Annotated in this window: 25 protein-coding genes; 14 read left to right on the plus strand and 11 right to left on the minus strand. The window is 64.6% G+C overall.

All coding sequences use genetic code 11. The features are described 5' to 3' along the window. Positions 1-56: 56 nt before the first annotated feature. The 4 genes from CSW57_RS11750 to CSW57_RS11765 all read right to left on the minus strand — a co-directional run bounded on the left by CSW57_RS11750 (position 57) and on the right by CSW57_RS11765 (position 2,761). Entirely contained in the window at positions 57-770 is a 714-nt protein-coding gene (locus CSW57_RS11750) for a carbon-nitrogen hydrolase family protein (RefSeq protein WP_099382914.1), read from the minus strand. 23 nt (positions 771-793) lie between these two features. Beyond that, positions 794-1,408 (minus strand): class I SAM-dependent methyltransferase, encoded by a 615-nt coding sequence (locus tag CSW57_RS11755; RefSeq protein WP_099382915.1) that lies wholly within the window; start codon positions 1,406-1,408, stop codon positions 794-796. Between the two features lie 227 nt (positions 1,409-1,635). After that, positions 1,636-2,022, minus strand: a complete 387-nt coding sequence (locus CSW57_RS11760) for a hypothetical protein (RefSeq protein ID WP_223249202.1) — start codon at positions 2,020-2,022, stop codon at positions 1,636-1,638. Between the two features lie 127 nt (positions 2,023-2,149). Next, positions 2,150-2,761 (minus strand): class I SAM-dependent methyltransferase, encoded by a 612-nt coding sequence (locus tag CSW57_RS11765; protein ID WP_223249203.1) that lies wholly within the window; start codon positions 2,759-2,761, stop codon positions 2,150-2,152. Positions 2,762-2,804: 43 nt separating this feature from the next. Between CSW57_RS11765 and zapE the strand changes: the two genes are divergently transcribed. Then, positions 2,805-3,821: a cell division protein ZapE gene (zapE, locus tag CSW57_RS11770; protein WP_099382916.1), complete on the plus strand. Its 1,017-nt coding sequence runs from the start codon at positions 2,805-2,807 to the stop codon at positions 3,819-3,821. Between the two features lie 125 nt (positions 3,822-3,946). Here the strand turns inward: zapE and CSW57_RS11775 are convergent, their stop codons facing one another. Beyond that, entirely contained in the window at positions 3,947-5,113 is a 1,167-nt protein-coding gene (locus tag CSW57_RS11775; RefSeq protein WP_099382917.1) for an epoxide hydrolase family protein, read from the minus strand. Positions 5,114-5,213: 100 nt separating this feature from the next. Between CSW57_RS11775 and CSW57_RS11780 the strand changes: the two genes are divergently transcribed. Next, a complete protein-coding gene (locus CSW57_RS11780; RefSeq protein WP_099382918.1) occupies positions 5,214-5,789 on the plus strand; it encodes a CGNR zinc finger domain-containing protein in 576 nt (191 codons plus the stop codon). Between the two features lie 16 nt (positions 5,790-5,805). Here CSW57_RS11780 and CSW57_RS11785 read toward each other — a convergent pair whose 3' ends face one another. The 3 genes from CSW57_RS11785 to CSW57_RS11795 all read right to left on the minus strand — a co-directional run bounded on the left by CSW57_RS11785 (position 5,806) and on the right by CSW57_RS11795 (position 7,532). Further along, positions 5,806-6,069 carry a GrpB family protein gene (locus CSW57_RS11785; protein WP_099382919.1) on the minus strand — a complete coding sequence of 88 codons (264 nt, stop codon included), beginning with the start codon at positions 6,067-6,069 and terminating at the stop codon, positions 5,806-5,808. Between the two features lie 61 nt (positions 6,070-6,130). Next, on the minus strand, positions 6,131-6,757 hold the full coding sequence (locus CSW57_RS11790) for a class I SAM-dependent methyltransferase (protein WP_099382920.1): 627 nt from the start codon (positions 6,755-6,757) through the stop codon (positions 6,131-6,133). 31 nt (positions 6,758-6,788) lie between these two features. Continuing rightward, positions 6,789-7,532 carry a VOC family protein gene (locus CSW57_RS11795; RefSeq protein ID WP_099382921.1) on the minus strand — a complete coding sequence of 248 codons (744 nt, stop codon included), beginning with the start codon at positions 7,530-7,532 and terminating at the stop codon, positions 6,789-6,791. 141 nt (positions 7,533-7,673) lie between these two features. Between CSW57_RS11795 and CSW57_RS11800 the strand changes: the two genes are divergently transcribed. The 10 genes from CSW57_RS11800 (at position 7,674) to CSW57_RS11845 (ending at position 15,805) form a co-directional block, all read left to right on the plus strand. Continuing rightward, on the plus strand, positions 7,674-8,546 hold the full coding sequence (locus CSW57_RS11800; protein WP_099382922.1) for a S49 family peptidase: 873 nt from the start codon (positions 7,674-7,676) through the stop codon (positions 8,544-8,546). Between the two features lie 58 nt (positions 8,547-8,604). Continuing rightward, complete coding sequence (locus tag CSW57_RS11805; protein WP_099382923.1) at positions 8,605-9,234, plus strand: DUF4178 domain-containing protein; 630 nt, start codon at positions 8,605-8,607, stop codon at positions 9,232-9,234. A gap of 2 nt (positions 9,235-9,236) precedes the next feature. Beyond that, complete coding sequence (locus tag CSW57_RS11810) at positions 9,237-9,725, plus strand: DUF2617 family protein (RefSeq protein WP_099382924.1); 489 nt, start codon at positions 9,237-9,239, stop codon at positions 9,723-9,725. Next, a complete protein-coding gene (locus CSW57_RS11815; RefSeq protein ID WP_099382925.1) occupies positions 9,725-10,240 on the plus strand; it encodes a DUF4247 domain-containing protein in 516 nt (171 codons plus the stop codon). Before CSW57_RS11810 ends, CSW57_RS11815 begins: the two co-directional genes overlap by 1 nt. A 15-nt stretch (positions 10,241-10,255) precedes the next feature. Beyond that, the gene (locus tag CSW57_RS11820) at positions 10,256-10,696 is read left to right on the plus strand and encodes a DUF350 domain-containing protein (protein ID WP_223249204.1); all 441 of its coding nucleotides are present in this window, start codon (positions 10,256-10,258) and stop codon (positions 10,694-10,696) included. A 9-nt stretch (positions 10,697-10,705) separates the two neighbouring features. Then, on the plus strand, positions 10,706-12,283 hold the full coding sequence (locus tag CSW57_RS11825; protein ID WP_099382926.1) for a polyamine aminopropyltransferase: 1,578 nt from the start codon (positions 10,706-10,708) through the stop codon (positions 12,281-12,283). 354 nt (positions 12,284-12,637) lie between these two features. Further along, complete coding sequence (locus CSW57_RS11830; RefSeq protein ID WP_099382927.1) at positions 12,638-13,000, plus strand: rhodanese-like domain-containing protein; 363 nt, start codon at positions 12,638-12,640, stop codon at positions 12,998-13,000. Continuing rightward, a complete protein-coding gene (locus tag CSW57_RS11835) occupies positions 12,997-14,097 on the plus strand; it encodes a DUF4328 domain-containing protein (RefSeq protein WP_143696526.1) in 1,101 nt (366 codons plus the stop codon). Before CSW57_RS11830 ends, CSW57_RS11835 begins: the two co-directional genes overlap by 4 nt. Continuing rightward, positions 14,094-14,879, plus strand: coding sequence for a glycerophosphodiester phosphodiesterase (locus tag CSW57_RS11840; protein ID WP_099382929.1), 786 nt, complete (start codon positions 14,094-14,096; stop codon positions 14,877-14,879). Before CSW57_RS11835 ends, CSW57_RS11840 begins: the two co-directional genes overlap by 4 nt. Positions 14,880-14,890: 11 nt before the next feature. Then, positions 14,891-15,805: a DUF5926 family protein gene (locus CSW57_RS11845; RefSeq protein WP_099382930.1), complete on the plus strand. Its 915-nt coding sequence runs from the start codon at positions 14,891-14,893 to the stop codon at positions 15,803-15,805. Between the two features lie 102 nt (positions 15,806-15,907). Here CSW57_RS11845 and CSW57_RS11850 read toward each other — a convergent pair whose 3' ends face one another. The 3 genes from CSW57_RS11850 to CSW57_RS11860 all read right to left on the minus strand — a co-directional run bounded on the left by CSW57_RS11850 (position 15,908) and on the right by CSW57_RS11860 (position 18,348). After that, positions 15,908-16,447, minus strand: a complete 540-nt coding sequence (locus CSW57_RS11850; protein WP_030167471.1) for a ferritin — start codon at positions 16,445-16,447, stop codon at positions 15,908-15,910. Positions 16,448-16,603: 156 nt separating this feature from the next. Next, entirely contained in the window at positions 16,604-17,698 is a 1,095-nt protein-coding gene (locus tag CSW57_RS11855; protein WP_099382931.1) for a Glu/Leu/Phe/Val family dehydrogenase, read from the minus strand. A 176-nt stretch (positions 17,699-17,874) separates the two neighbouring features. Continuing rightward, complete coding sequence (locus tag CSW57_RS11860; protein ID WP_099383347.1) at positions 17,875-18,348, minus strand: Lrp/AsnC family transcriptional regulator; 474 nt, start codon at positions 18,346-18,348, stop codon at positions 17,875-17,877. A 156-nt stretch (positions 18,349-18,504) separates the two neighbouring features. Between CSW57_RS11860 and pdhA the strand changes: the two genes are divergently transcribed. Together pdhA and CSW57_RS11870 are read left to right on the plus strand one after the other, a co-directional pair. After that, positions 18,505-19,590: a pyruvate dehydrogenase (acetyl-transferring) E1 component subunit alpha gene (gene pdhA / locus CSW57_RS11865; protein ID WP_099383348.1), complete on the plus strand. Its 1,086-nt coding sequence runs from the start codon at positions 18,505-18,507 to the stop codon at positions 19,588-19,590. Next, complete coding sequence (locus tag CSW57_RS11870) at positions 19,587-20,582, plus strand: alpha-ketoacid dehydrogenase subunit beta (protein ID WP_099382932.1); 996 nt, start codon at positions 19,587-19,589, stop codon at positions 20,580-20,582. The genes pdhA and CSW57_RS11870 overlap by 4 nt, the downstream gene beginning before the upstream one ends. Positions 20,583-20,587 lie beyond the last annotated feature (5 nt).

Below are 20,587 nucleotides of genomic sequence, written 5' to 3' on the forward strand. Positions count from 1 at the left end.
GTGGGGACCTGCCATCCTGATCGAGTGGGGGCTCGATGTCGGAGTGCATCCCCGATTTACGCAGGGAGTTCGGCGCTCACATGTTCCCCGGGTTGGTTGCCTGCCTGGATCACGCGGTGGCCTTTGGCATCCCAGATGGCGGACCCCCCGCAAGTTTGTGTATATCCGCCGCCCGTCGGACCGGCGAAACCCGCGAACACCACTGGAACCGAGCCCAGAACGCAGATACGGCGCGCGCGGACATCGAACTCACCCACTTCGTGTGGGCTGTGCACGAGACCGGCGGCGTACAAGTCGATCGCCGAGGCGATGGTGGCGCTGGTGTGGTCGTCGATGCGGGTGTCTTTGCAGATCCCGATGCCGACACGCCATCCCGAAACCTCCACCACAGCCACCGCTGTTCCCGGTACGTACATGCCGATCTCGGGGCCTCCGAGGTGCACTTTGCGGTAGACGATGTCGACGCCGGTTCCCGCCACCGCCAAGACTCCAATGGCCCGTCCGGACAAGTGGGGAACAGCCGCGCCCGCCAGCGCGATCGAACCCGTCTCTTTGCATGCGTCCACCAGTGGATGCAGCGCTGGGTCGTCCACGTCGACGGCCTGTGCTTCCATGCTGTACCCGGTCAAGGACATCTCCGGGAACACAACAAGTCGTGCACGGCAACGTCGGACGGCGTCGGCGTGGGCTAGGGCGTTCGCGCGGAGGTCGTCGGTCTTGGTGACGGGTTGTGCCGCAGCTACCCGCAGAGTCGGGCTCTTCGTCGTCATCGCTCTATATCGCTGCTTGGCCTTTAGGCGTAGCGCCCAACTGCCCAGCCTCGAGCTGCGTCAGGGCGTATCGCCTCGACCTCGACACCATCCTGGAACAGGCCTGTTTGCAGCACGGTTCCGGCTTCGATCGCCTCGCGCCACGCACGGATGGGCCCCTCGCCCCACGGCTTGTGCGGGAGTAGATCGTCAAAGATGAGCACGGTGCCCTCGTGGGCCAGGCGCTTCATGTTGGAGATGTCGGCGGAGGCAACCTCGTACGTGTGCCCACCGTCGATGAAGATCAGATCGAAGGTGCCGTTGGTCTCCGAGTCGGCGAACAGCGGAATCGTCTGGCGCGAATCGCCGGCGACCAGCGTGTGGCGCTCCGGGAACTCCGCGTCGATGTGTTCCTTGGCCATTGATACGTACTCGTGTTCGGCCAGATCGAACGATGTGACATGAACGAGGGGGCTGGCACTGAGGAACGCGTAGCTCGAAAACCCTGCATTGAAACCGATTTCGCCAACCAGGCGTATCTCATCCGTGGCGGCCAGGGTCTTGAGGAAGGCAAGCTGCTCGGCGTTCGCGGATCCCTCGACGAACCACCCGTGACCACGGGCTTCATTGACGATCTCTTCCAGGCGATCAAAGCTCATGTGCCACTTCCTCGGACGGTGAGGCACGTCGCAGCCTCGGACACCCCATTTTAAGAGCAGCGGCGCACAAGAGTGCGCATACCCTTGCCGACCGTGCGTGTCTGACGACCCGCCTGCGAGGACCTGAAACGGCACAGCACGTCAAACTCGTTGTCGCAGTTTGTCGAGAACCGCTTGTGAGACGACATCTGTCCCGCCCCGGGCCCGCAATTTTGCCCAGCTTGACGTCAGAGGGCGCCAATTGCAATGCGACGGCCATTGTCCAACCACACTGCGACTGAGTCCTCGAGTCGTGGCGACATGAACCCACCCCAATCACCCCACGGCCAGGCGACGTGAGCCCGGGCCACCTGGTCTTGTACAAGGTCGGCGACGGCGGCAGTGATGGACTCCTCGTCGTCGTCGATCTGAGGAACCGCGCCGCTCATACCCAGTCCGTGGCGCTCGCGGCCTGCCACGGTCACTGCGGTGCGCAGTAGAACTCCGCCGGTGCCGGCCTCGTACTCGGCAGCCCAGTCAATCTGCTCTATAGAGCCGCCGTAGTGGCGGACTCGCAGATCGCGACCCAATCGGAGCAGCGTATTGGTCCATGCATCCGGCAGATCTGACGTCACTATCTGAACGCCACGGCGGGTTGTCCATGAAGCCGTCAAGACTTGCGCACGCGGCTGCGCTTCGTGGGGATCGATCACAGCGTCATCCTGCCCCTCCTACTGTCGTTCGCGTGTGTTGACGCCCTGCTCAGAACTCCAACGCCGGCTTGTCCCAAGTGAATGCATAGCGCCACAGGGGTAGGCGGCGCCAGCTCAGGCCTGGTAGTACGGCTGTGGCAATGCCTTTGACCTGTCTATAGGTGTGCGGGAAGTCCATCTGCACCGGAGCATTGTGTTGCCAGTAGCCGCGCCTGCGAGACAGCACTTGGTGTTGTACTGCGCCCACGAGTTCCAAGGCGTAGTCCTGCGCGGTCGAACTGCGTGCGCACCCAATGACTACCAGGGTGCCGCCCGGGGCCGTGAGGCGCGCGAGCCGTTCGAGTCCTGCCGCTAGGTCCGGGAAATGATGGACAGTTGCTACTGCGGTGACGAGGTCGTAGTGCGCTTCGGGGAGTGGATACGTCAGGACGTCTCCAGCGATCCACGTGACATCGGCGGAGGTGTTCTTCTGCGTGTTGGTCAGCGTCTCACTGTCAGAATCGATACCGGTGACCTCATCGATGTTCTCGGCGAGGCGGGCGGCGAGGAGTCCGTCGCCGGTACCGACATCGAGAGCCGTTCTGGCCATCAGAGCCGCCGCCAATACGATGTCGTAGTAGTGGATGTTGTGGTTCCATCGACGGTCTAGCTTCTTGTCCACTCCACCACTGTGGCATGCGGCGCCGACATGGGACACTTCCCAGGTGCGTTCCCAGCAGCAGCTCGTTGCGGCGGTCGATGCATCGGCGACGCGGGCCGGGTTCACTCTGGACTCCGCCCAGCGGCGACTCCTCGACCGACTCGCTTGTGTTGCGGCAGCAGCCGACAAGAAGCAGAGACGTCAATCAATGCCTCGTGGTCTGTACATCTATGGCGACGCCGGCAGGGGTAAGTCGTGGCTGACCGACGCGCTCTATGCAGCAGTGGCTACCACCCAGAAGACCCGTATTCACTTCCACCGCTTCTTCGACGAGCTCCATCGCAACATCCACGATCACCGCACCGAGCGGGAAGCTGTGGACCAGGCAATAGACGAAGTGACTGGCGCGGGCAGGTTGCTGTTCTTCGACGAGTTGCACGTCCATGATTCCGGCGACGCACGTTTGCTGACGCGGTTGCTCGAGAACGCTTTCCGCCGTGGAATCACTGTGCTCGCAACCTCCAACTATGCACCAAAGGACTTGTTGCCGAACCCTGTGTGGCATCACACTTTTGAGCCCGGCATCGAACTGATCGAGACGAATATGGAGCTCTTCCATCTAGAGGGCCCTACTGACTATCGGTCGCTGCGGGTTGATCACGCAGTCGGCTTCGCGGCCGGCACCTGGACTACGCGAATGCCAGTGGCGCTACCACCACGCAGCGAGGTCACAACGGCGGAGGTTCGAGGCCGCCACTTCCCGGTCCTTGCAATACACCCCGCTCACCTGTGGGTTTCTTTCAGCCAGATCTGCGATTCCCCGACGTCGACAATCGAGTACCTGGAATGGACGCGGGCGTTCACCACCTGGACGATTACCGACGTCCCCTTGCTTCGAGACGCCGACCTCGAGGCTCAGCAACGTTTCATCAATCTGGTCGATGTGCTTGTCGACGCCGATGTGTGCGTCCACTTCGTATCCACCCACGAACTCGCGACCTTCCTCGAGAGCGCCACTCGACGGCCCGATGCGTTTCGGCTGGCCAGTCGCATGCAACTGCTACGTCAAGATCCAGCCTGACGTTCGGCCGTGACGTGCTGGCCGGTATCTCGATCCCTTTGACTGATCCACGCTGTATCGGGTGATGAGTTCGAGCTGGTCAGCCCTGTGACGTCTCATGCTGCGCTCGCTGAACGATTTGCGGATCATCTGGTCGCGGCCAACACTGCTGCGAGGCCTTGCTGTAGGTCTTCGATGTAGTAGTCAGGAACTTCCAGGGATGGGAAGTGTCCGCCGATTTCGGGTGTACGCCATCGGACGATCTGCCGGAACCGCTCCTGAGCCCAAGCGCGCGGGTACTTTTCGATATCGCCCGGGTACGTGGTGATCGCTGCGGGAACGTCCACTCGGAGTTCGGGATCGAGAGAGTTGTGGCTTTCGTAGTAGATGCGGGCTGCAGAAGCGCCGGTGCGAGTCAGCCAGTACAGGGTGACGTTGTCGAGAACGCTGTCGATGGACACTCTTTCGAACGGGCTGTCTTCGGTATCAGTCCATTCGGCGAACTTGTCGAGAATCCAGGCGAGCAGGCCGGCCGGCGAGTCGACGAGCGAATAGCCGATGGACTGCGGGCGGGTGGCCTGCTGTTTGGCGTAGGCCGTGCGGTGGGCCCAGAAGTTCCGGGTCTCCTCGGTCCATGACCGTTCGGCCGTCGTCAGCCCATCGGTTGTCAGTCCGGGCGGTGCTTGCGCGAGCGTCGTGTGGATGCCGAGAACGTGCTCGGGAAACCGACCGCCGAGGATGGTCGTGATCACACCTCCCCAGTCGCCCCCGTGCGCCAGGAATTCGTCGTAACCGAGCCGACCCATCAGTTCCACCCAAGCGGCCGCAATCTTTTCGGTTCCCCATCCGGTGGTGGTGGGCCTGTCGCTGTAGCCGAAGCCCGGTAGCGAAGGCACCACGACGTGGAATGCCGGAGCGTCTGCATCTTTCGGATCCGCAAGCTCGTCCACCACGCCGATGAACTCAGCGATACTGCCCGGCCAACCGTGGGTCACGATGAGAGGAGTGGCGTCGGCGCGCGCGGACCTGCGGTGCAGAAAGTGGATTCCCAGACCGTCAATCGTCGTGCGGAACTGGCCGACCTGGTTGAGCCGGGTTTCGAACGACCGCCAGCTGTACTGGGCACGCCAGTAATTCAGGACATCGGTGAGATCGGCGAGGGGCACACCCTGATCCCATCGGCGGGGATCCGGCGCGGGGGAGTGAACCGTCTCGGCTTCCGGCAGCCGCGTGGCAGATATGCGGGTGCGGAGATCATCCAGCTCCGAGTCAGGTGCATGGGCCCGAAAGTCGTGTACCTCGTCGGTGTGCATCAATTCTCCAATTGTCGGGAACCGTCTTAGACGGTTCTGGAACCACCTGAGACAGTTCTAACAGTCGAGCCCATCACCCGCAACCGGCTAAGGTGGTTCCATGTCCGATGGTTTTCCTGACTTCCGCCTCGGGAGTGTGCTGGCAACCAGCTTCACCGGAACGTTGTCGGAGCGACATGGTGAAGCCGTCGAACGCATACCGACGCCTCACCGGCTGGTCGACTGGTTACAGATCAACGGTCTGAGTGTGGAGAAATGCACCGCAGCGCAGCTCGAGCGTGCTCGGGAACTGCGGGAAGCCATTCACGCCGTAGCGACGGCTGCCGCGGTGGGTAGGGACCTGCCGAAATCCGCCGTCCGGATCATCAACGACTGCAGCATCGAGGGCAGGGCCGCGGCGGTTCTGACGGCTGACGGCAATCGCCTCTGGCGACTCAGCTCGTCCTCCCGTGTCGAAGATGCCCTGGGCGTGATCGCCGCCGACGCGATCAGCATCATCGCAGGCGAACGCGACGGCAGGTTGGCCTTGTGCGCCTCACCAACCTGTCAGGCGGCCTTCTTCGACACCAGTCAAAGTCGAACTCGCAGATGGTGTGACATGAACACGTGTGGGAACCGGCAGAAGAAGGCCCGATTGAAGGCCGCCCAGAGAAGAAGTGCCGAGACGTCGAGATAGTAGACCTGCGCAATGATCAAGGCACGTCGCGGAACTCGGTGAAGAGTCTGGGTGAAAGCCATGCGCCCTGCGCGGCCCACTTCTCGGCCCGCGCGGTGATGTCCTCGATGAGGGGCCCCTTGGCCGAGGCGTAGGCGTTCATGTCCGGCCAATCACGCTGAGCCAGGGACTGTTTGAGTGTGGCATATGCTTCGTGGTCGCGCGCGTCGTGGCGCAACCAATCTCGGAACAGGAGGTGCCGACGTTCCCAATCGCTTCCACTGCGACAGATGTGTAGCACCCGGCAAGACTAAAACGCGCCGGCCCACCGGCAACCACGTGGCTCTGGCCAAGGCGCCGCCTCATCGCCGTGCGGCAAGCATGTGAACCTCGGCGAATCGGTGCTGATCGTCGGATTGGCTCACCGTCCGCCACACCTCATCGAATCCGTTGTCGGACAGGACCGCTGCCAATCGATCGGGGTGCCATCGCCAGGCGGGCGCCACTTTGTGGTCGAACTGCTCGACTTGTTCGGTGTGCGAACTGGTTTGGCACGCCACCAGGACGGGTGCGCCCGCCGAGGTCCGGGAGGCCCAGCAGCGCAGCACATCCGGGACATTCTCGGGTGGTACGTGAATCAGGCTGAAACGCGCCAGGATGGCAGCGATCGGCAGGTCGCCACCGAGCTGAGCGAGCGTGGCATCACCTCGGACGAAATCGAGATGTGGAAACTCGCGCGTCGCCCGTGCGAGCATCTGCTCGCTGGGGTCGATGCCGATCGACGCCAGCCCCCGTTCGGCCAGAAATGCGGTGACCTGGCCCAGCCCGCACCCCACATCCACAACAAGTCCATCGGCGCGAAGGTCTCGGACCGTGTCGGCGAACGCCGCGACGGCGTGTTCTTCGAGGGGAGTGAGGAACGGATGAGGAAACGTTGCGGCATATAGGTCCGCCATCGCGTCGTACCCAGGTTGCTCCACGATGCGCATCTCCTTCGTCGTCGTCTGGACCGACGGGCGGCTAGTGTGTCAGGTCGCCCGACCGCGGGTTGCGATGGGTGATGCAGTAGCGGCGACCGATCGGGTCCGACATCACGGTCCAGAACCGGTGGTGCTGCTCCACTTTGGCGCCCCACCCCTCGTGTCGGGCCACCTCCTCGTCGGGGTGGGTGCTGGCGAGGTCGAGATGACCACTGATCGTGGACGAGCCGATCCGTTGGAGCAGCACCCGTAGCGGCATCTCCTTCGGCCGGCGCAGATTACGGAATTCGGGCATCACGCCCTGACGCCATGGCCAGCCGGTGAGCGTGGCCCAGAAGTCGCATTCCGCGTCATACAGTTTCGCCGGTATGTCGATGCAGAGCTGATCGATGATGCTGATGGTGTCGCCGGGCCACCGGATGGGCCGGGAACGTTCGTGTTCGCCGTTCCACGGGACCAGGCAGAACCCGAATCCGGCGGGCGAGGTCAACACCACCAAGTCGCTTGCTGCAGAGACGATGTGGGCGCCCAGTGATTTGGCGTGTGCGGTGGCCGGCTTCATGTCGTCGACGTGCAGATCGAGATGGACGCCCCCGGGTCCGTCCTTCACCCGTTGAACACGCAGGTGCGGGTCACCGTTGAATGGCTCGAGAGATGCGAACTGGCGGTCCGGTCCTCGGGCGGGCGACACCGTACTGCCGGCGATCGCTCGCCAGAACGTCACCTCGTTGCTGAAGCTGTCGGCAGGAAAGTCGAGAAAGGCGCTGAGCCAGCGGATCGTCATCGATCACTCACTTCGAAGCGGTGTCCCATGACGACAGTCTGACATCGACCGCCGTGAGTCGGGCACCGGTCACGCGCCTTTGTCGTTCCGGCTGAGTCGATGTTCGGCTGCCACCGACGTGCACGCGCATATTGTTGAGGGATGGGTCCGATCAAGCATCTCGCCAAGAAGATGGCCAAGGCACATGCCGACAAGGTTGCGGTGGTGCGCCTAGAGGGGCCGATCGGCTCGGTCGGGATGGCACGTGGCGGCTTGACCGCCGACAACCTCGAGCCGAAACTCCGGCGCGCATTCGAGACCGAACGGCTCAAAGCTGTCGTTCTGGTCATCAATTCCCCAGGTGGTTCGCCCGCACAGTCGGAGTACATCGCTGAACGCATCCGCCAGCTCTCCTCGGAGAAGGGCATTCGGGTGATCGCGTTCTGTGAAGACGCAGCAGCATCCGGCGGCTACTGGATCGCTTGTGCGGCCGACGAGATCTACGCAGCGCACACGTCGATCGTCGGTTCGATCGGTGTGGTGTCGTCGGGTTTCGGTGCTCCAGAGCTGCTGGGCAGGGTGGGAGTGGAACGGCGGGTCTACACCGCAGGCGAGAACAAATCGCGTCTCGATCCGTTCTCGGCGGAGAAGCCCGAAGACGTCGCCTGGCTCCACGGCCTCCAGCACGACCTGCACGCCGCATTCATCACCTGGGTGCGTCAGCGCCGTGGCGCCAAACTCGTCGGGTCCGACGCCGAGCTGTTCAGTGGCGACGTCTGGGTGGGCCGCGCCGCTGCGGATGTGGGCCTCGTCGACGGAATCGGAGTGTTGCGGTCGGTACTGGCAGAACGCTTCCCTGACGCCGAACTCGAGATCATCGCCTCACCGAAGCCGCTGCTGACGCGGCTGACCGGGGGTGTGTCGCGCAGCGAAGGCCGTGTGTCGGCGATGGCCGCTGAGACCTTCGATGGCGTGGTCACCGGTGTGTTGGCGGCTGCCGAGCGCCGAGCGCACTGGATGCGGATCGGCCTCTAGACGCCGACCGGGTGGTCCTGGCGGCACGGGACCTGTCCGAATTGGATAGGTTCATCGCATGGAGTCGCTGCTGATCATCATCGTCGCGATACTGGCCATCATCGCGGTGATCATGCTGTTCAACACAATCGCGAAGCGTCGCGAGCGCCAAGCAGCCGAGACCAGGGCGGTTCGTGACCGCGCGTACGCTCCGCGGGATCCGTTCTCGTCTGCCGACGACGACGCCGTCCGTGGAGATCCTCGCGCGCTCAAGCCCGGCGACATGGTGGAGATCCGCGGGGAGATGTTCGCGGTCCGAGGCACCCTGACCCTCACGCAGAGCGGCTTCTCGTGGACCGAGAACTTCCTCGACACCGGAACCGGCCGCAAGGCGTGGGTGTCGGTGGAGGAGGACCCCGACCTCGAGGTGGTGCTGTGGGAGGAACTCAAGGGTGTTGCCGTTTCTCCCGGGCCCGAGTCGGTGGAGGTCGACGGCCGCCGATATTCGTCGGACGAGACTGGGTCGGCGAGGTTCACCAGCGCCGGAACCACCGGGCTGGCCACCGGAAACATGTCGTATCACGACTACTCGGCCGGCGACGCCCGGTTGTCCTTCGAGGACTTCGGGTCGGGCTGGGAATGCGCGCGGGGACAGGTCCTGGCTCGCGCCGAATACCGCATCTTTCCCGCAGACACCGGTCCGAGCTGAGCATGCAGGCGATTCTCGCGGTGCCGTACTCGGACACCAGCGCCGACCAGCTGACCCTGTCCTTCGATGAGCCGTTGCTGCCCGCTCTGTCCACCGTTCGCTGCCAATTCGACAACGCAGACCTCTCTTTGCGGTTGTTGGGCGCAAGCCACCAGGTCAGCGCGGTGACCGCCCTCGGCGAGACCGTCGAAACCCTGGCGTGCCTCCCGGGACAGCACCGGGAGCTACCGTCGACGTTGCAAACGCCCACCGTCTCGTTCCGGGCGCGAACCGAACGACACAGCGCACGGTCCCTCTCCGTGCTCGGCGCCCAGATCTCGGATCGGGCGACAGGACCGCATGCGCTGATCGGGCACTACCCCGGCAGTCCCGATGCCTTCACCGCGATCATCGCCGCCGACGTCGGCGACCGGATCCGCTGGGACACCTGGCACGCCTATCCCCAGACAGGCGACGTGGTGATCACCTCGAGCCTCGTGCAGGTGCGTTGATGACCTACGACCACGATGCGGGCGGCTACAACCGCAAGCCCCTCAACCGCATCCGTAACGGCATCATCGCCGCCATCGTCCTGGTGGCTGTTGCGCTGCTTGCCTTTTCATGTGTGTCCGGCGGGATGGCATCCACCAGCGCGCGCAGCTACATCCAACAGAACTATGACCGGGCGCCGAACCTGGACGAAGGATCGGTGGATGCGTACATCGCCGACGGCACCCCTGAGCAAGTCGCCGGTCAGATAAGCGGTGCCCAGAGGCCGACCGATCAACGTCAGGCGACCCAGACCGTCGCCGGGGTGCCTACTAGTGGGTTGTTCATGCAGTATCCCGACTACCTCGTGGGCCTCTTTCCCTATGAAGACAACAACACCCGCGTGATGCTCAGTGATGACTACGAATCCGGGTACCGCCATTACGGCGGGTTCATCGGTGGATTCTGGGTCTCACGTCCCAATTTTTCCGGTGGCGGCTCCGACTATCGGGGCGGCGGCGGCGGTTCCGGCAAGTAGCGCAGAAAACAACAGGTGGGAGACAAAGTGGAGTGGGAGATCTTGCGCGACAACGTCGTATCGGCTGCGGCGTACAGCTGCGTCGGTGTGTTGCTGATGATCCTCGGGTTCGTCGCCGTCGACCTGGTGACGCCGGGCAGACTGCGACAACAGGTCTGGGTGGATCGCAACCGGAACGCGTGCATCCTGGTGGCGAGCAACACCCTGGCGGTGGCGATCATCATCGTCGCGGCGATCGCCGCCAGCGAAGGCGACCTCGGTGAGGGACTGCTGTACACCCTCATCTACACGGTGATCGGGATCTTCGTGATGGCGTTGACCTTCATCCTCGTGGACGCCCTTTCTCCCGGCGACCTGGGCGAGGTGTTGTTGGATGATCGGCCGCACCCCGCCGTGTGGGTCTCGGCAACGGTGCACGTGGGTGCCGGACTGATCATCGCCGCGTCACTGCTGTAGCCCGCTCCATTGGCCACCTCCACCGCCCCTTCCGACACCACCGCACCGCCGCCGCTACGCCGGGCAGCACGGTCAGCGCTGCTGGCGGTGGTGTTCATCTGCGCCGCCTGCGGGCTGGTCTACGAGCTCGCGCTCGTCACGCTGGGGTCGTACCTGATCGGTAACACGGCCACGCAGGCCGCAATCGTGTTGTCGGTGATGGTGTTTGCGATGGGCATCGGATCGCTGGCTGCAAAACCTCTGCAGAACCGGGCCGCCGTCAGCTTCGCAGTCATCGAACTGGTGCTGGCTCTGCTCGGTGGTCTCTCGGTGCTGGCGCTGTACGGAGCGTTCGCCTATTTGTCGCTGTACACGCAGTCGCTCGTGGTGGTCGCCTTCGTGCTCGGAATGCTGATCGGCGCCGAGATACCCCTGCTGATGGTGTTGCTCCAACACATCAGGAAGCAGTCGGCAGGGTCTGCGGTGGCCGATCTGTTCGCTGCCGACTACGTGGGCGCGTTGCTCGGTGGCCTGGCGTTCCCGTTCCTGTTGCTGCCGTTGCTCGGGCAGATCCGCGGCGCGCTCGTGGTCGGCATGATCAACGCCGTTGCCGGAGCCGCTCTTGTACTCATCGTGTTCCGCCGAGACCTCGGTCGTGTTCGCATGTTGGCCTTGGGCGCCGGGTCGGTCGGTGTGGTCGCGGTGCTGGTGGCGGCGATGTTCTATGCCGACACCTTCGAGGTCAATGCACGGCAGGCGCTGTATCGCGACCCGATCGTGCTGGCCGACCGAACCCCCATCCAGGACATCGTGATCACCAATCGCAAGGTTTCCGGCGGCGACGACGACACCCGGCTCTTCCTCAACGGTGATCTGCAGTTCTCGAGTGTGGACGAGTACCGGTACCACGAGGCGCTGGTGCATCCGGCGCTGGCGGAGAAGCGGGACAACGTGCTGATCCTCGGCGGCGGCGACGGTCTGGCACTTCGTGAGGTGCTGAAGTACCGCGATGTGCAGTCGGTCCACCTCGTCGAACTGGACCCTCGGATGATCGATTTGGCGCGCACAGATCCGAGACTCACCGAACTCAACCGCAACGCCTTCGCCGACGAGCGGGTCTCGGTGGTGACAGCCGACGCCTTCAACTGGCTGCGTGAGGACTCGGGGCTGTTCGACGCCGTCATCGTCGACATGCCGGACCCGGACGAGACGGCCACCGCCAAGCTGTACTCGGTGGAGTTCTATGGGCTGATCCGTGGGCATCTGGCGCCGGGTGCGCGGATGGTCGTCCAGGCGGGCTCTCCTTACTTTGCGCCCCGCTCGTTCTGGTGCATCGGCCAGAGCATCGCCGAGGCGGGCGTGACGACCGCGGCCTATCACGTCGACGTGCCCTCGTTCGGGGACTGGGGCTTCTTTCTGGGGGCGGTGGGTGACGTCGCACCGGCGGTGACGGTGGACCCTGCGGTGGACCGTCGCTTCTTGTCGGCGGACGAGCTGGATGCCGCCCGTACGTTCCCGCCCGACCGCCCACCCTTGGAGATGCCCTCGTCCACCCTGATGCAGCCGCGGATCCTCGAGTACTCGCAGTCGGAGTGGTCGGTCTACTGACCGTGCGGGGATGCACCGAAGGGTGCCTCCGCAAATCGGACCCTGTGAGTTGTCATCTCCGGTTGACGCGAAGTTATCCACAGGCCGCGCCTAATGCGCTGGTTCGGAGCCTGCCAGCAAACACTCAACCTGTGGATGAGGCTGTGGAAACTGTGGAGAACTCGGCGTTTTGAGTGAATTGTTAGTGAACCTCGTCACAAAACAAGTTGCTGGTGGAAGGATTATCTTTCGGATTGTTAATTATCTTCATATTTGAGCGACGCAGAGTAGAACGCGGGGCCCTGTGGATAACCTGTTGAAAACTGTGGGGCGGCGGCGCATGCCGAGGCAGCGTGCCACCATGGACGGGTGACTATGTCGGATGTTCCGTCGGTGCCCGTCGCCGACCTACCGGTCGATTTCACGGCAGAGACGAACAGGATCCTGCTGGACGTTCGAGAAGACGACGAGTGGGCGAACGGGCACGTTCCCGGAGCCCTCCACATCCCTCTCGGCGAAGTGCCCGCTCGGGTCGACGAGATCGACCCCGACGCCGAGCTGTTTGTCATCTGTCATTCAGGTGGCCGCTCGGCCCGCGTGCTCGGGTACCTCTCGCAGCGCGGGTACGAGGGCGCGAACGTCGGGGGCGGAATCCTGGCGTGGGCGCAGGCCGGCAGGCCCCTGGAGACAGGCGCAGGTGGATCCGGGGGAGCGGCGTCCTCGGAGACCGGGCGGTGACAGTTCCGCCTTCTGGACCGGTCCGGGACTACTGCCCGCACTGCCGGATCGCTGGACCGCACGATCCCCGTCGACCACGCTGCCCACGATGTTCGGGTCCGCTGACACCGCTCGACGCCTACGGCCGCGCCGTGGTGTTCCGGCCACTGCCGCAGCAACGGCCCGTGCCGACCGCGGGATATGTACCCGCACCCCCTCCGCCTGGCCCGCAGCCGCGGCCGAACAACATGTACGTCCCGCCGCGCAGCCAGCGTCATCAATCGGTGGCCGGCGGCGGCCCGCGTCAGATGTCGCCGACAGCACGGCGGATGGTGCGCTGGGTGGCGCTGCGTCCGCCCGAGGCCCGGCCGGGTCCGCGGGCCCGGGTGGAGCGGCGCGAAACACCCACGCCTCGCTACCGAAGCGTCCCGCAGTGGGGTCTGCAGGACAGCCCGGCAACCGGACCCGAAACGCGTGAGCAAAACCTGATCGAACAGGCGACAGCCCGTCTTCCGCAGCTGCTGCTGATCGCAGCGGGCGTACTCGTCGCGGCGGCCGCCGCCGAGGCGTGGATCTACGCATTGCTCGTGGTCAACCTGGAAGAACCGGTCAGCCGCGGTATGCAGGTCGCTGCCGAGGCCGCGGTGTGGATCACCGGCCTGGCGTCGGTGGCGATGATGCTCGCGTGCCTGGCCGGCGCCGCCGGATGGTTGATCGAGGAGCGGCGGAGGTCATACGGCGAGCACGGTCAATACGACCCGCGAACCCGCCGGGAGATCTTCATCGGATGCTGGGTCCCGGTGATCAACGTCTTCCGGCCGGTGGCCTTCATGCGTGAGGTACTCGAACTCCGCGACGACCTGCCGCGCGACCACATCCGTAAGCGACTGTGGTGGTTGTGGGCCGGCTGGGTACTGGTGAATCTGCTGGTGGTCGGGTGCATCGTGCTGCGGATCTTCGCCGAGTCCCTGCTGTGGCAGTCGAATGCGGTGCTCCTTGTCATCGTGTCCGACCTGGCCAGCGCCGGGTTCGCGGTTGCGGTGTGGTGGACGATCACGCGACTGCTCGACCGGGAGGCCGAGACCGCGGCCCCCACCCGATGGCTGGTCGCGGTATGACCGACACCCATCGGGTGCTGCGCACGGAAACGCCTGCGGTGGTGGCTCACCGGGGGGCGTCGGGCCACAAACCGGAACACACGCTGATGGCTTACGAGCTCGCCCTCGAGCAGGGCGCCGACGGACTCGAGTGCGACGTCCGGCTCACCGCGGATCACGAGCTGGTGTGTGTCCACGACCGCACGATCGACCGCACCTCCGACGGCAGCGGTGTGGTCAGTGAGCTCACCCTCGCTCAGCTCCGGGAGTTCGACTTCGCGAGTTGGCATACTTCCGGTCTCACCTCGAAGGTCCTCACACTGCGCGAACTGATGGAGCTGACGCTGGACTGGAAACGCCCGGTGCGCCTGTTCATCGAGACCAAGCACCCCGTTCGATTCGGTGGACTGGTGGAGCAGCTCCTCCTCGCCGAATTGCAACGGTTCGGTGTCGCGACACCGGCGTCGGCAGATCACAGCCGCGCCGTGGTGATCTCGTTCTCCACCGCCGGTGTGTGGCGCATCCGACGTAACGCTCCGATGCTGCCCACCGTGCTACTCGGCGACACCGCCCGGTTCCTCGGGGGAAGCGCCGCCACCGCCGTGGGGGCCACGGCCATCGGACCGTCGATCTTCACTCTGCGGGAGCACCCCGATGCGGTGGATCGTGCTGCCGCCGCTGGTCGGGCCACATACTGCTGGACGGTCGACGAGCGGCGCGACGCGACATTCTGTGCCGATCTCGGGGTCGGCTGGATCGCCACCAACTACCCCGACCGGGTGCGGGGCTGGCTCGCTGCGTAAGTTCTTCTCACGTGGCTAAGAAGAGTAAACGTGGCAGCGGACCCCGACCCGGAAGCAATCGCGCAGAACGGGTGGCGGCACGCAAGGAACGGCAGGCCCAGGCAACCGCGCCGCTCTTCCGGCCGTTCGCCGGGATCGCCGCCGAATGCGACCTGGTGGCCCTGAGGGCCTTCGTCGCCTCGGCCACCGCCGAGTTGCCGTTGACCGCACCGGGCACCAACCCCGTGCGACTGGTGACGGTTCTGCCCGGTGCCGGACCGGCACTGGTGCGTGAGGAGTCCGGCGCAGCTGTTGGTTTGGTTGCGCTGCAGACCCAGCCCGAGCACGAAGAGCCCGGTGCCGCATTGGCCGCCGCGATCCGGTGGGCAACCGAAGGCGCTGCGGGAGAGACGTTTTCAGAGGTGGACATTGCCGAGGCCGGTGCACTCGAGGACGTGCTCGATCCCGCCGCTGCGCTCGACATCACCGTCCACAACGACTTCAACTGGTGGATCGAGGGTCAGGAAAACCCCGCCCCTCAGATCACCGCGATGATCGAGCAGGCCAACGCGTCCATCATGCCGACGGCCCGGTTGGCCGGGGACTTCGTCGGGGCGCCTTGGTGGGTCGACGCCGGTGAGCGTGCACATCTGCGGTGGATACGCCCCGAGCCCGAAGACGACGTGATGGCGGCGCTGGCGCGCGTGCATGCATCGGGTGGGCTGACACTCGGCGAAGGATCACGCTTCGCGGGTTCTTTCCGTACACACGGGCTACTGGTGCCGGTGTTCGACCTGGACCGCGAACTGCACCCCACCGAGTGGACTGCGGGCGTCGAGACGTTCAACAACCGGCTCAACGAGGCGCTGGCCTCGGACGCCGAGCTCACCAGCGACGAGCGGCGCTCACGCGACGGCATCCGAGCCCGGCAGGTCACCCTGCGCTGAGGTGACGGGCAGTTCGCCCGAGACAGACACGACAACAAAGGGCGCGGCCGGAAAGATCCGGCCGCGCCCTTTGTGCGTGTTGACGTGCTGTCGAGCGGGTTCCTACAGGCTGCCGCCGGCGACACCGGGTGCGGTGGCATCCGTCTTGGCCGCGGTGCCGACCTCGCGGGCGACGAAGTTCTCGAGGTCGAAGAGATTGCCTTCGCACCGATCGGCGACGGTCTGCAGGGTGCGCATCACCGCGACCTCTTCGATCTGCTCCTTGAGGAACCACTGCATGAACTGCTCGCCCAGGTAGTCACCTTCGTCGCGGGCCGTCTTGGCCAATTCGACGATCTGGTCGGTGACACGCTGCTCTTGCGAGAGTGCCACCTTGATCGGGGCGCGGTAGTCGGCGAACGAGTTCTCCGGCTGATCGATGCCCGGGGTGTGCACCACCATGTCGCGGTCGAGGAAGTACTGCACGATCATCATCGCGTGGTTGCGTTCTTCGACAGCCTGGGCGTAGAAGTGCTTGGCCAACTGAGGCAGGTCTTCGTTGTCGTAGTAAGCCGCAATGGCGATGTACTGCTGTGACGCAGAGAATTCTTGACGAATCTGGTCGTGCAGGAGCTCATGGAAGCGGGTTCGAATTGTGCTCATGACGACCAGGTTAGGGCCAGGTGAAAGCCGTTGTCATCCAAGCTCATCCTTACTAAGGGTGGCATTGCCGAACCTGTCTCAGGGAAGGTTTACCTTGGCTGACAACAACTTCAGAGCTCGATACGTGCGATCGGCGCGGTACGCGCTGCCGGTGCTTCACACTGCATCATCGAGCCGGCGACGCGCGATCCGGTCGGCGGCGACACCGGCCGCTATGCTCTCGCGGGCCGCGGTCTGGAGTACGAATGTCATTGTGTCGAAGACGGATTCGACGCGCTTGCGTACCTCTTCGCGGGTGCGCCCGCGGAGCTCGCCCTCGACCTGGATGAGCCCACCGGAATTGGCCACATAATCCGGTACCCACACGATTCCGCGGTTGACGAGCGTCCTCTCGGCCTCAGGGGTGAGCAACTGGTTGTTGGCGGCGCCGCAGACGATGGATGTGTTCAGCGTCTCACTGGTGGCTACGTCCAACGTGCCACCGAGCGCACACGGGGCATAGACGTCGAGGCGCTCGGCGCGGACGTCCGCCGCCACCTTCGTGCGGGGGAAAGTATGCAGCACGCGGTCGAGTGAGGGCTGGTAGACGTCGGAGACCAGTACCTCGGCGCCGGCATCTGTCAGGAGCGACACGAGCTCGAAGCCCACCTTTCCCGCACCCTCCACGCCCACCGTGCGTCCGGCGAGTTCGCGTTCGCCCCAAACCTGTACTGCCGCTGCGCGCATGGCCTGGAACACCCCGAGGGCGGTGTTGGGCCCGCTGTCACCCGATCCGCCGGCAGCCGTGTTCCGGCCGACTACGTGTGCGGTCGATTCGCCGATGATGTCGAGATCGTCGCTGTTCGTGCCCACATCGCCGGCCGTGACATACAGACCGTCGAGTCTTTCCACGAATCGGCCATAGGCGCGCAACAACTCCGGCGTCTTGATGGCCCGCGGATCACCGAGGATGACGGCCTTGCCTCCGCCGAGGTCGAGTCCGGCTGCCGCAGCCTTGTACGTCATCCCGCGTGACAGCCGCAAAACATCTGTGAGCGCGGCATTTTCATCAACGTAGGAATGAAACCGGGTGCCGCCGAGGGCGGGTCCCAGCGAAGTGGAGTGCAAGGCGATGATGGCCTGCAGACCGCTTGTGCTGTCCTGGCAGAACACCACCTGCTCGTGCGCGGGCTCGTCGATGGGGAAGTCTGATCGACCGAACACGTGGCTTGTGGCCGACTCTGCGGACAGAGGGGTGACGGTGACGGACATGGAAACCTCCGGGTAGGTGGTCGAGGGTTAAGTGTGCATCCAGCTGCACGAATGTTGTCCCGGAGCGGCGAAGTGGTCAACAGCAAGCCGGATATTTGCGCAATGTGCACATTCTGTTGCGCGTGCTCGCTGTTGCGTTGCTCAGATTGCGGCCTCTGTGACTGCGCGGCCTGGCCTCACCGACCGCGCGCGAGACGCTCGAGCAGGGGGCGGGTCCGATATGGGATCGCATCGCGCATGGCCACCGACATGGTGGTCCGTTCGACGCCGGGCACCGCCAGGATGAGCCCGGCCACGCGATACAAGTCGTCGGCGTCGAGGGCAGCGACCGCGATGAGAAGGTCTGCGTCGCCCGAGATCCCGGTCACCTCGACCACCTCGGGGATGTCGCCGAAGAGGGCGATGATCGGTTCGAGTCGGTGCTGGTCGACGACCGCGCTGATGTAGGCACGGAGCGTGTATCCGAGGTCTCTGGTGGAGATCAGTCGGTCCATCGGCGCCAGGACCCGTCGCTCTTCCCATCTGGCCAACCGGGATTGCACGGTGTTCCTGGCCATCTGGAGGGCGGCCGCCAACTGCACCCCGGTGGCGCGTGGGGTCTCGCAGAGGGCGAGCAGAAGGCGGGCGTCGGAGCGGTCGAACTTCGTCATGTCGCACAGTGTCGCACGTCTCATCGCCGCGAAGTTGGTCAAAATGCGCAAGTTCGATCACAGCTCTTGTGCAGTGTGGCGCTCACTGGTTGCCTGACGTGCACCGAATGAACCGTGGGCGAATGCCCACGTCAGCCCTGGCGAGTGGAGGCCCCGGTGATCGACAACGACGATCTGGTCCAACTGATCAGCCCGACGGGCGAGAGACTCGAGCACCCCGAGTACTCCGATCTCGTCTCCGACATCGACGTGGACGCGTTGCTGCGTCTCTACGAGGACCTGGTGGTGGTGCGTCGCATAGACGCCGAGGCCACCGCTCTGCAGCGACAGGGAGAGCTCGGCCTTTGGGCGCCGCTGCTTGGTCAGGAGGCCGCGCAGGTCGGCTCGGCGCGGGCGATCGATCCCCAGGACTTCGTTTTCGCCAGTTACCGCGAGCACGCGGTCGCCTACTGCCGTGACGTCGACCCGGCCCACATGCTCCGGTTCTGGCGAGGCTCCACTCATTCGGGCTGGAACCCCTATGAGTACCGGATGACCACACCGGCGATCATCGTGGGCGCGCAGGCGTTGCACGCCACCGGCTATGCGCTCGGTATGCAGTTCGACGGCGTGGACGGTGCCGCGATCACGTACTTCGGTGACGGGGCCACCAGCCAGGGCGACATCTCCGAAGCCTTCGGATTCGCCGCGAGTTTCCATGCCCCCGTTGTCTTCTTCTGCCAGAACAACCAGTGGGCGATCTCCGAACCGGTCTCGTTGCAGTCGCGTGTGACCATCGCCGAACGCGGGCGGGGTTTCGGGGTGCCGAGTGTGCGGGTCGACGGTAACGACGTACTTGCCGTCATCGCGGTCACCCGCGCGGCGTTGGCGCGGGCTCGAGAAGGCAGTGGCCCGACACTGATCGAGGCCGTCACCTACCGGATGGGACCGCACACCACCTCCGACGACCCGACGCGATATCGGCCCGCGGCGCTGGACGACGAATGGCGGGCCAAGGACCCTCTCGACCGGGTGCGGGCGCTGCTCGACGCGGCAGGCGTCCTGACCGACGATGTCCTCGAAAGGATCCGGAATCAATCGGACACAACCGCAGCCGAACTACGACGCGGCTGCCTCGAGACCGTCGAACCGACGCCGCTGTCGATGTTCGACGAGGTCTATGCCGAACAACACCCCTTGATCGACGAGGAACGACGCGAGTTCGCCTCGTACCTGCAAGGATTCGAAGGAGACGTCCGATGAGCGCCCCGGCGATCACCCCTGCGGTCATGCCGATCGGCAAGGCCATCAACTCCGGCCTGCGCAAAGCGATGGAGAAGGATCCGAAGGTGATGCTCCTCGGCGAGGACATCGGCAAGCTCGGAGGTGTGTTCCGGGTGACCGACGGTCTGCAGAAGGACTTCGGACCGCAGCGGGTCATCGACACCCCCTTGGCCGAATCCGGGATCATCGGCACGGCAGTGGGTCTGGCGATGCGCGGCTACCGGCCCGTGTGTGAGATCCAGTTCGACGGATTCATCTACCCGGCGTTCGACCAGATCGTCTCGCAGGTCGCCAAGCTGCACTACCGCACCGGCGGCAACGTGAAGATGCCCATCACGATCCGGGTTCCCTACGGCGGTGGAATCGGTGCGATCGAGCACCACTCGGAGTCGCCCGAGGGCTACTTCGCCGCGACCGCTGGTCTGCGTGTGGTCACCTGCGGTACCTCCGCGGACGCCCACCAGATGATCCAGCAGGCTATCGAGTCCGACGACCCGGTGCTGTTCTTCGAACCCAAGCGCCGGTACTGGGAGAAGGGGCCGCTAGCCGAGCCCGGGGATGCCTACCCGCTGCACAAGGCCCGCGTCGTCACGCCAGGCTCGGATGTCACCCTGGTCGCCTACGGACCGCTGGTCACCACTGCGGTGCAGGCGGCGAAGATCGCTGCGGGCGAGGGCCGTTCGATCGAGGTGATCGATCTGCGGTCGATCTCACCGCTTGATGTCGACACCGTTGCCGACTCGGTGCGCCGCACCGGGCGTCTGGTGATCACCCATGAGGCCCCGGTGTTCCTGGGTATCGGCGCGGAACTCGCGGCGCGCATCGGTGAGCGCTGCTTCTTTCATCTCGAGGCCCCGATCGCCCGCGTGGGCGGATTCACCCTGCCGTATCCGCCGGCCAAGCTCGAAGAACACTTCCTTCCCGACGTCGACCGCATCCTCGACGCCGTCGACCGCACGTTCGCATCGTAGGAGCC

The sequence above is a fragment of the Williamsia muralis genome (assembly GCF_002735905.1).
Classification (GTDB): Bacteria; Actinomycetota; Actinomycetes; order Mycobacteriales; family Mycobacteriaceae; genus Williamsia; species Williamsia muralis_A.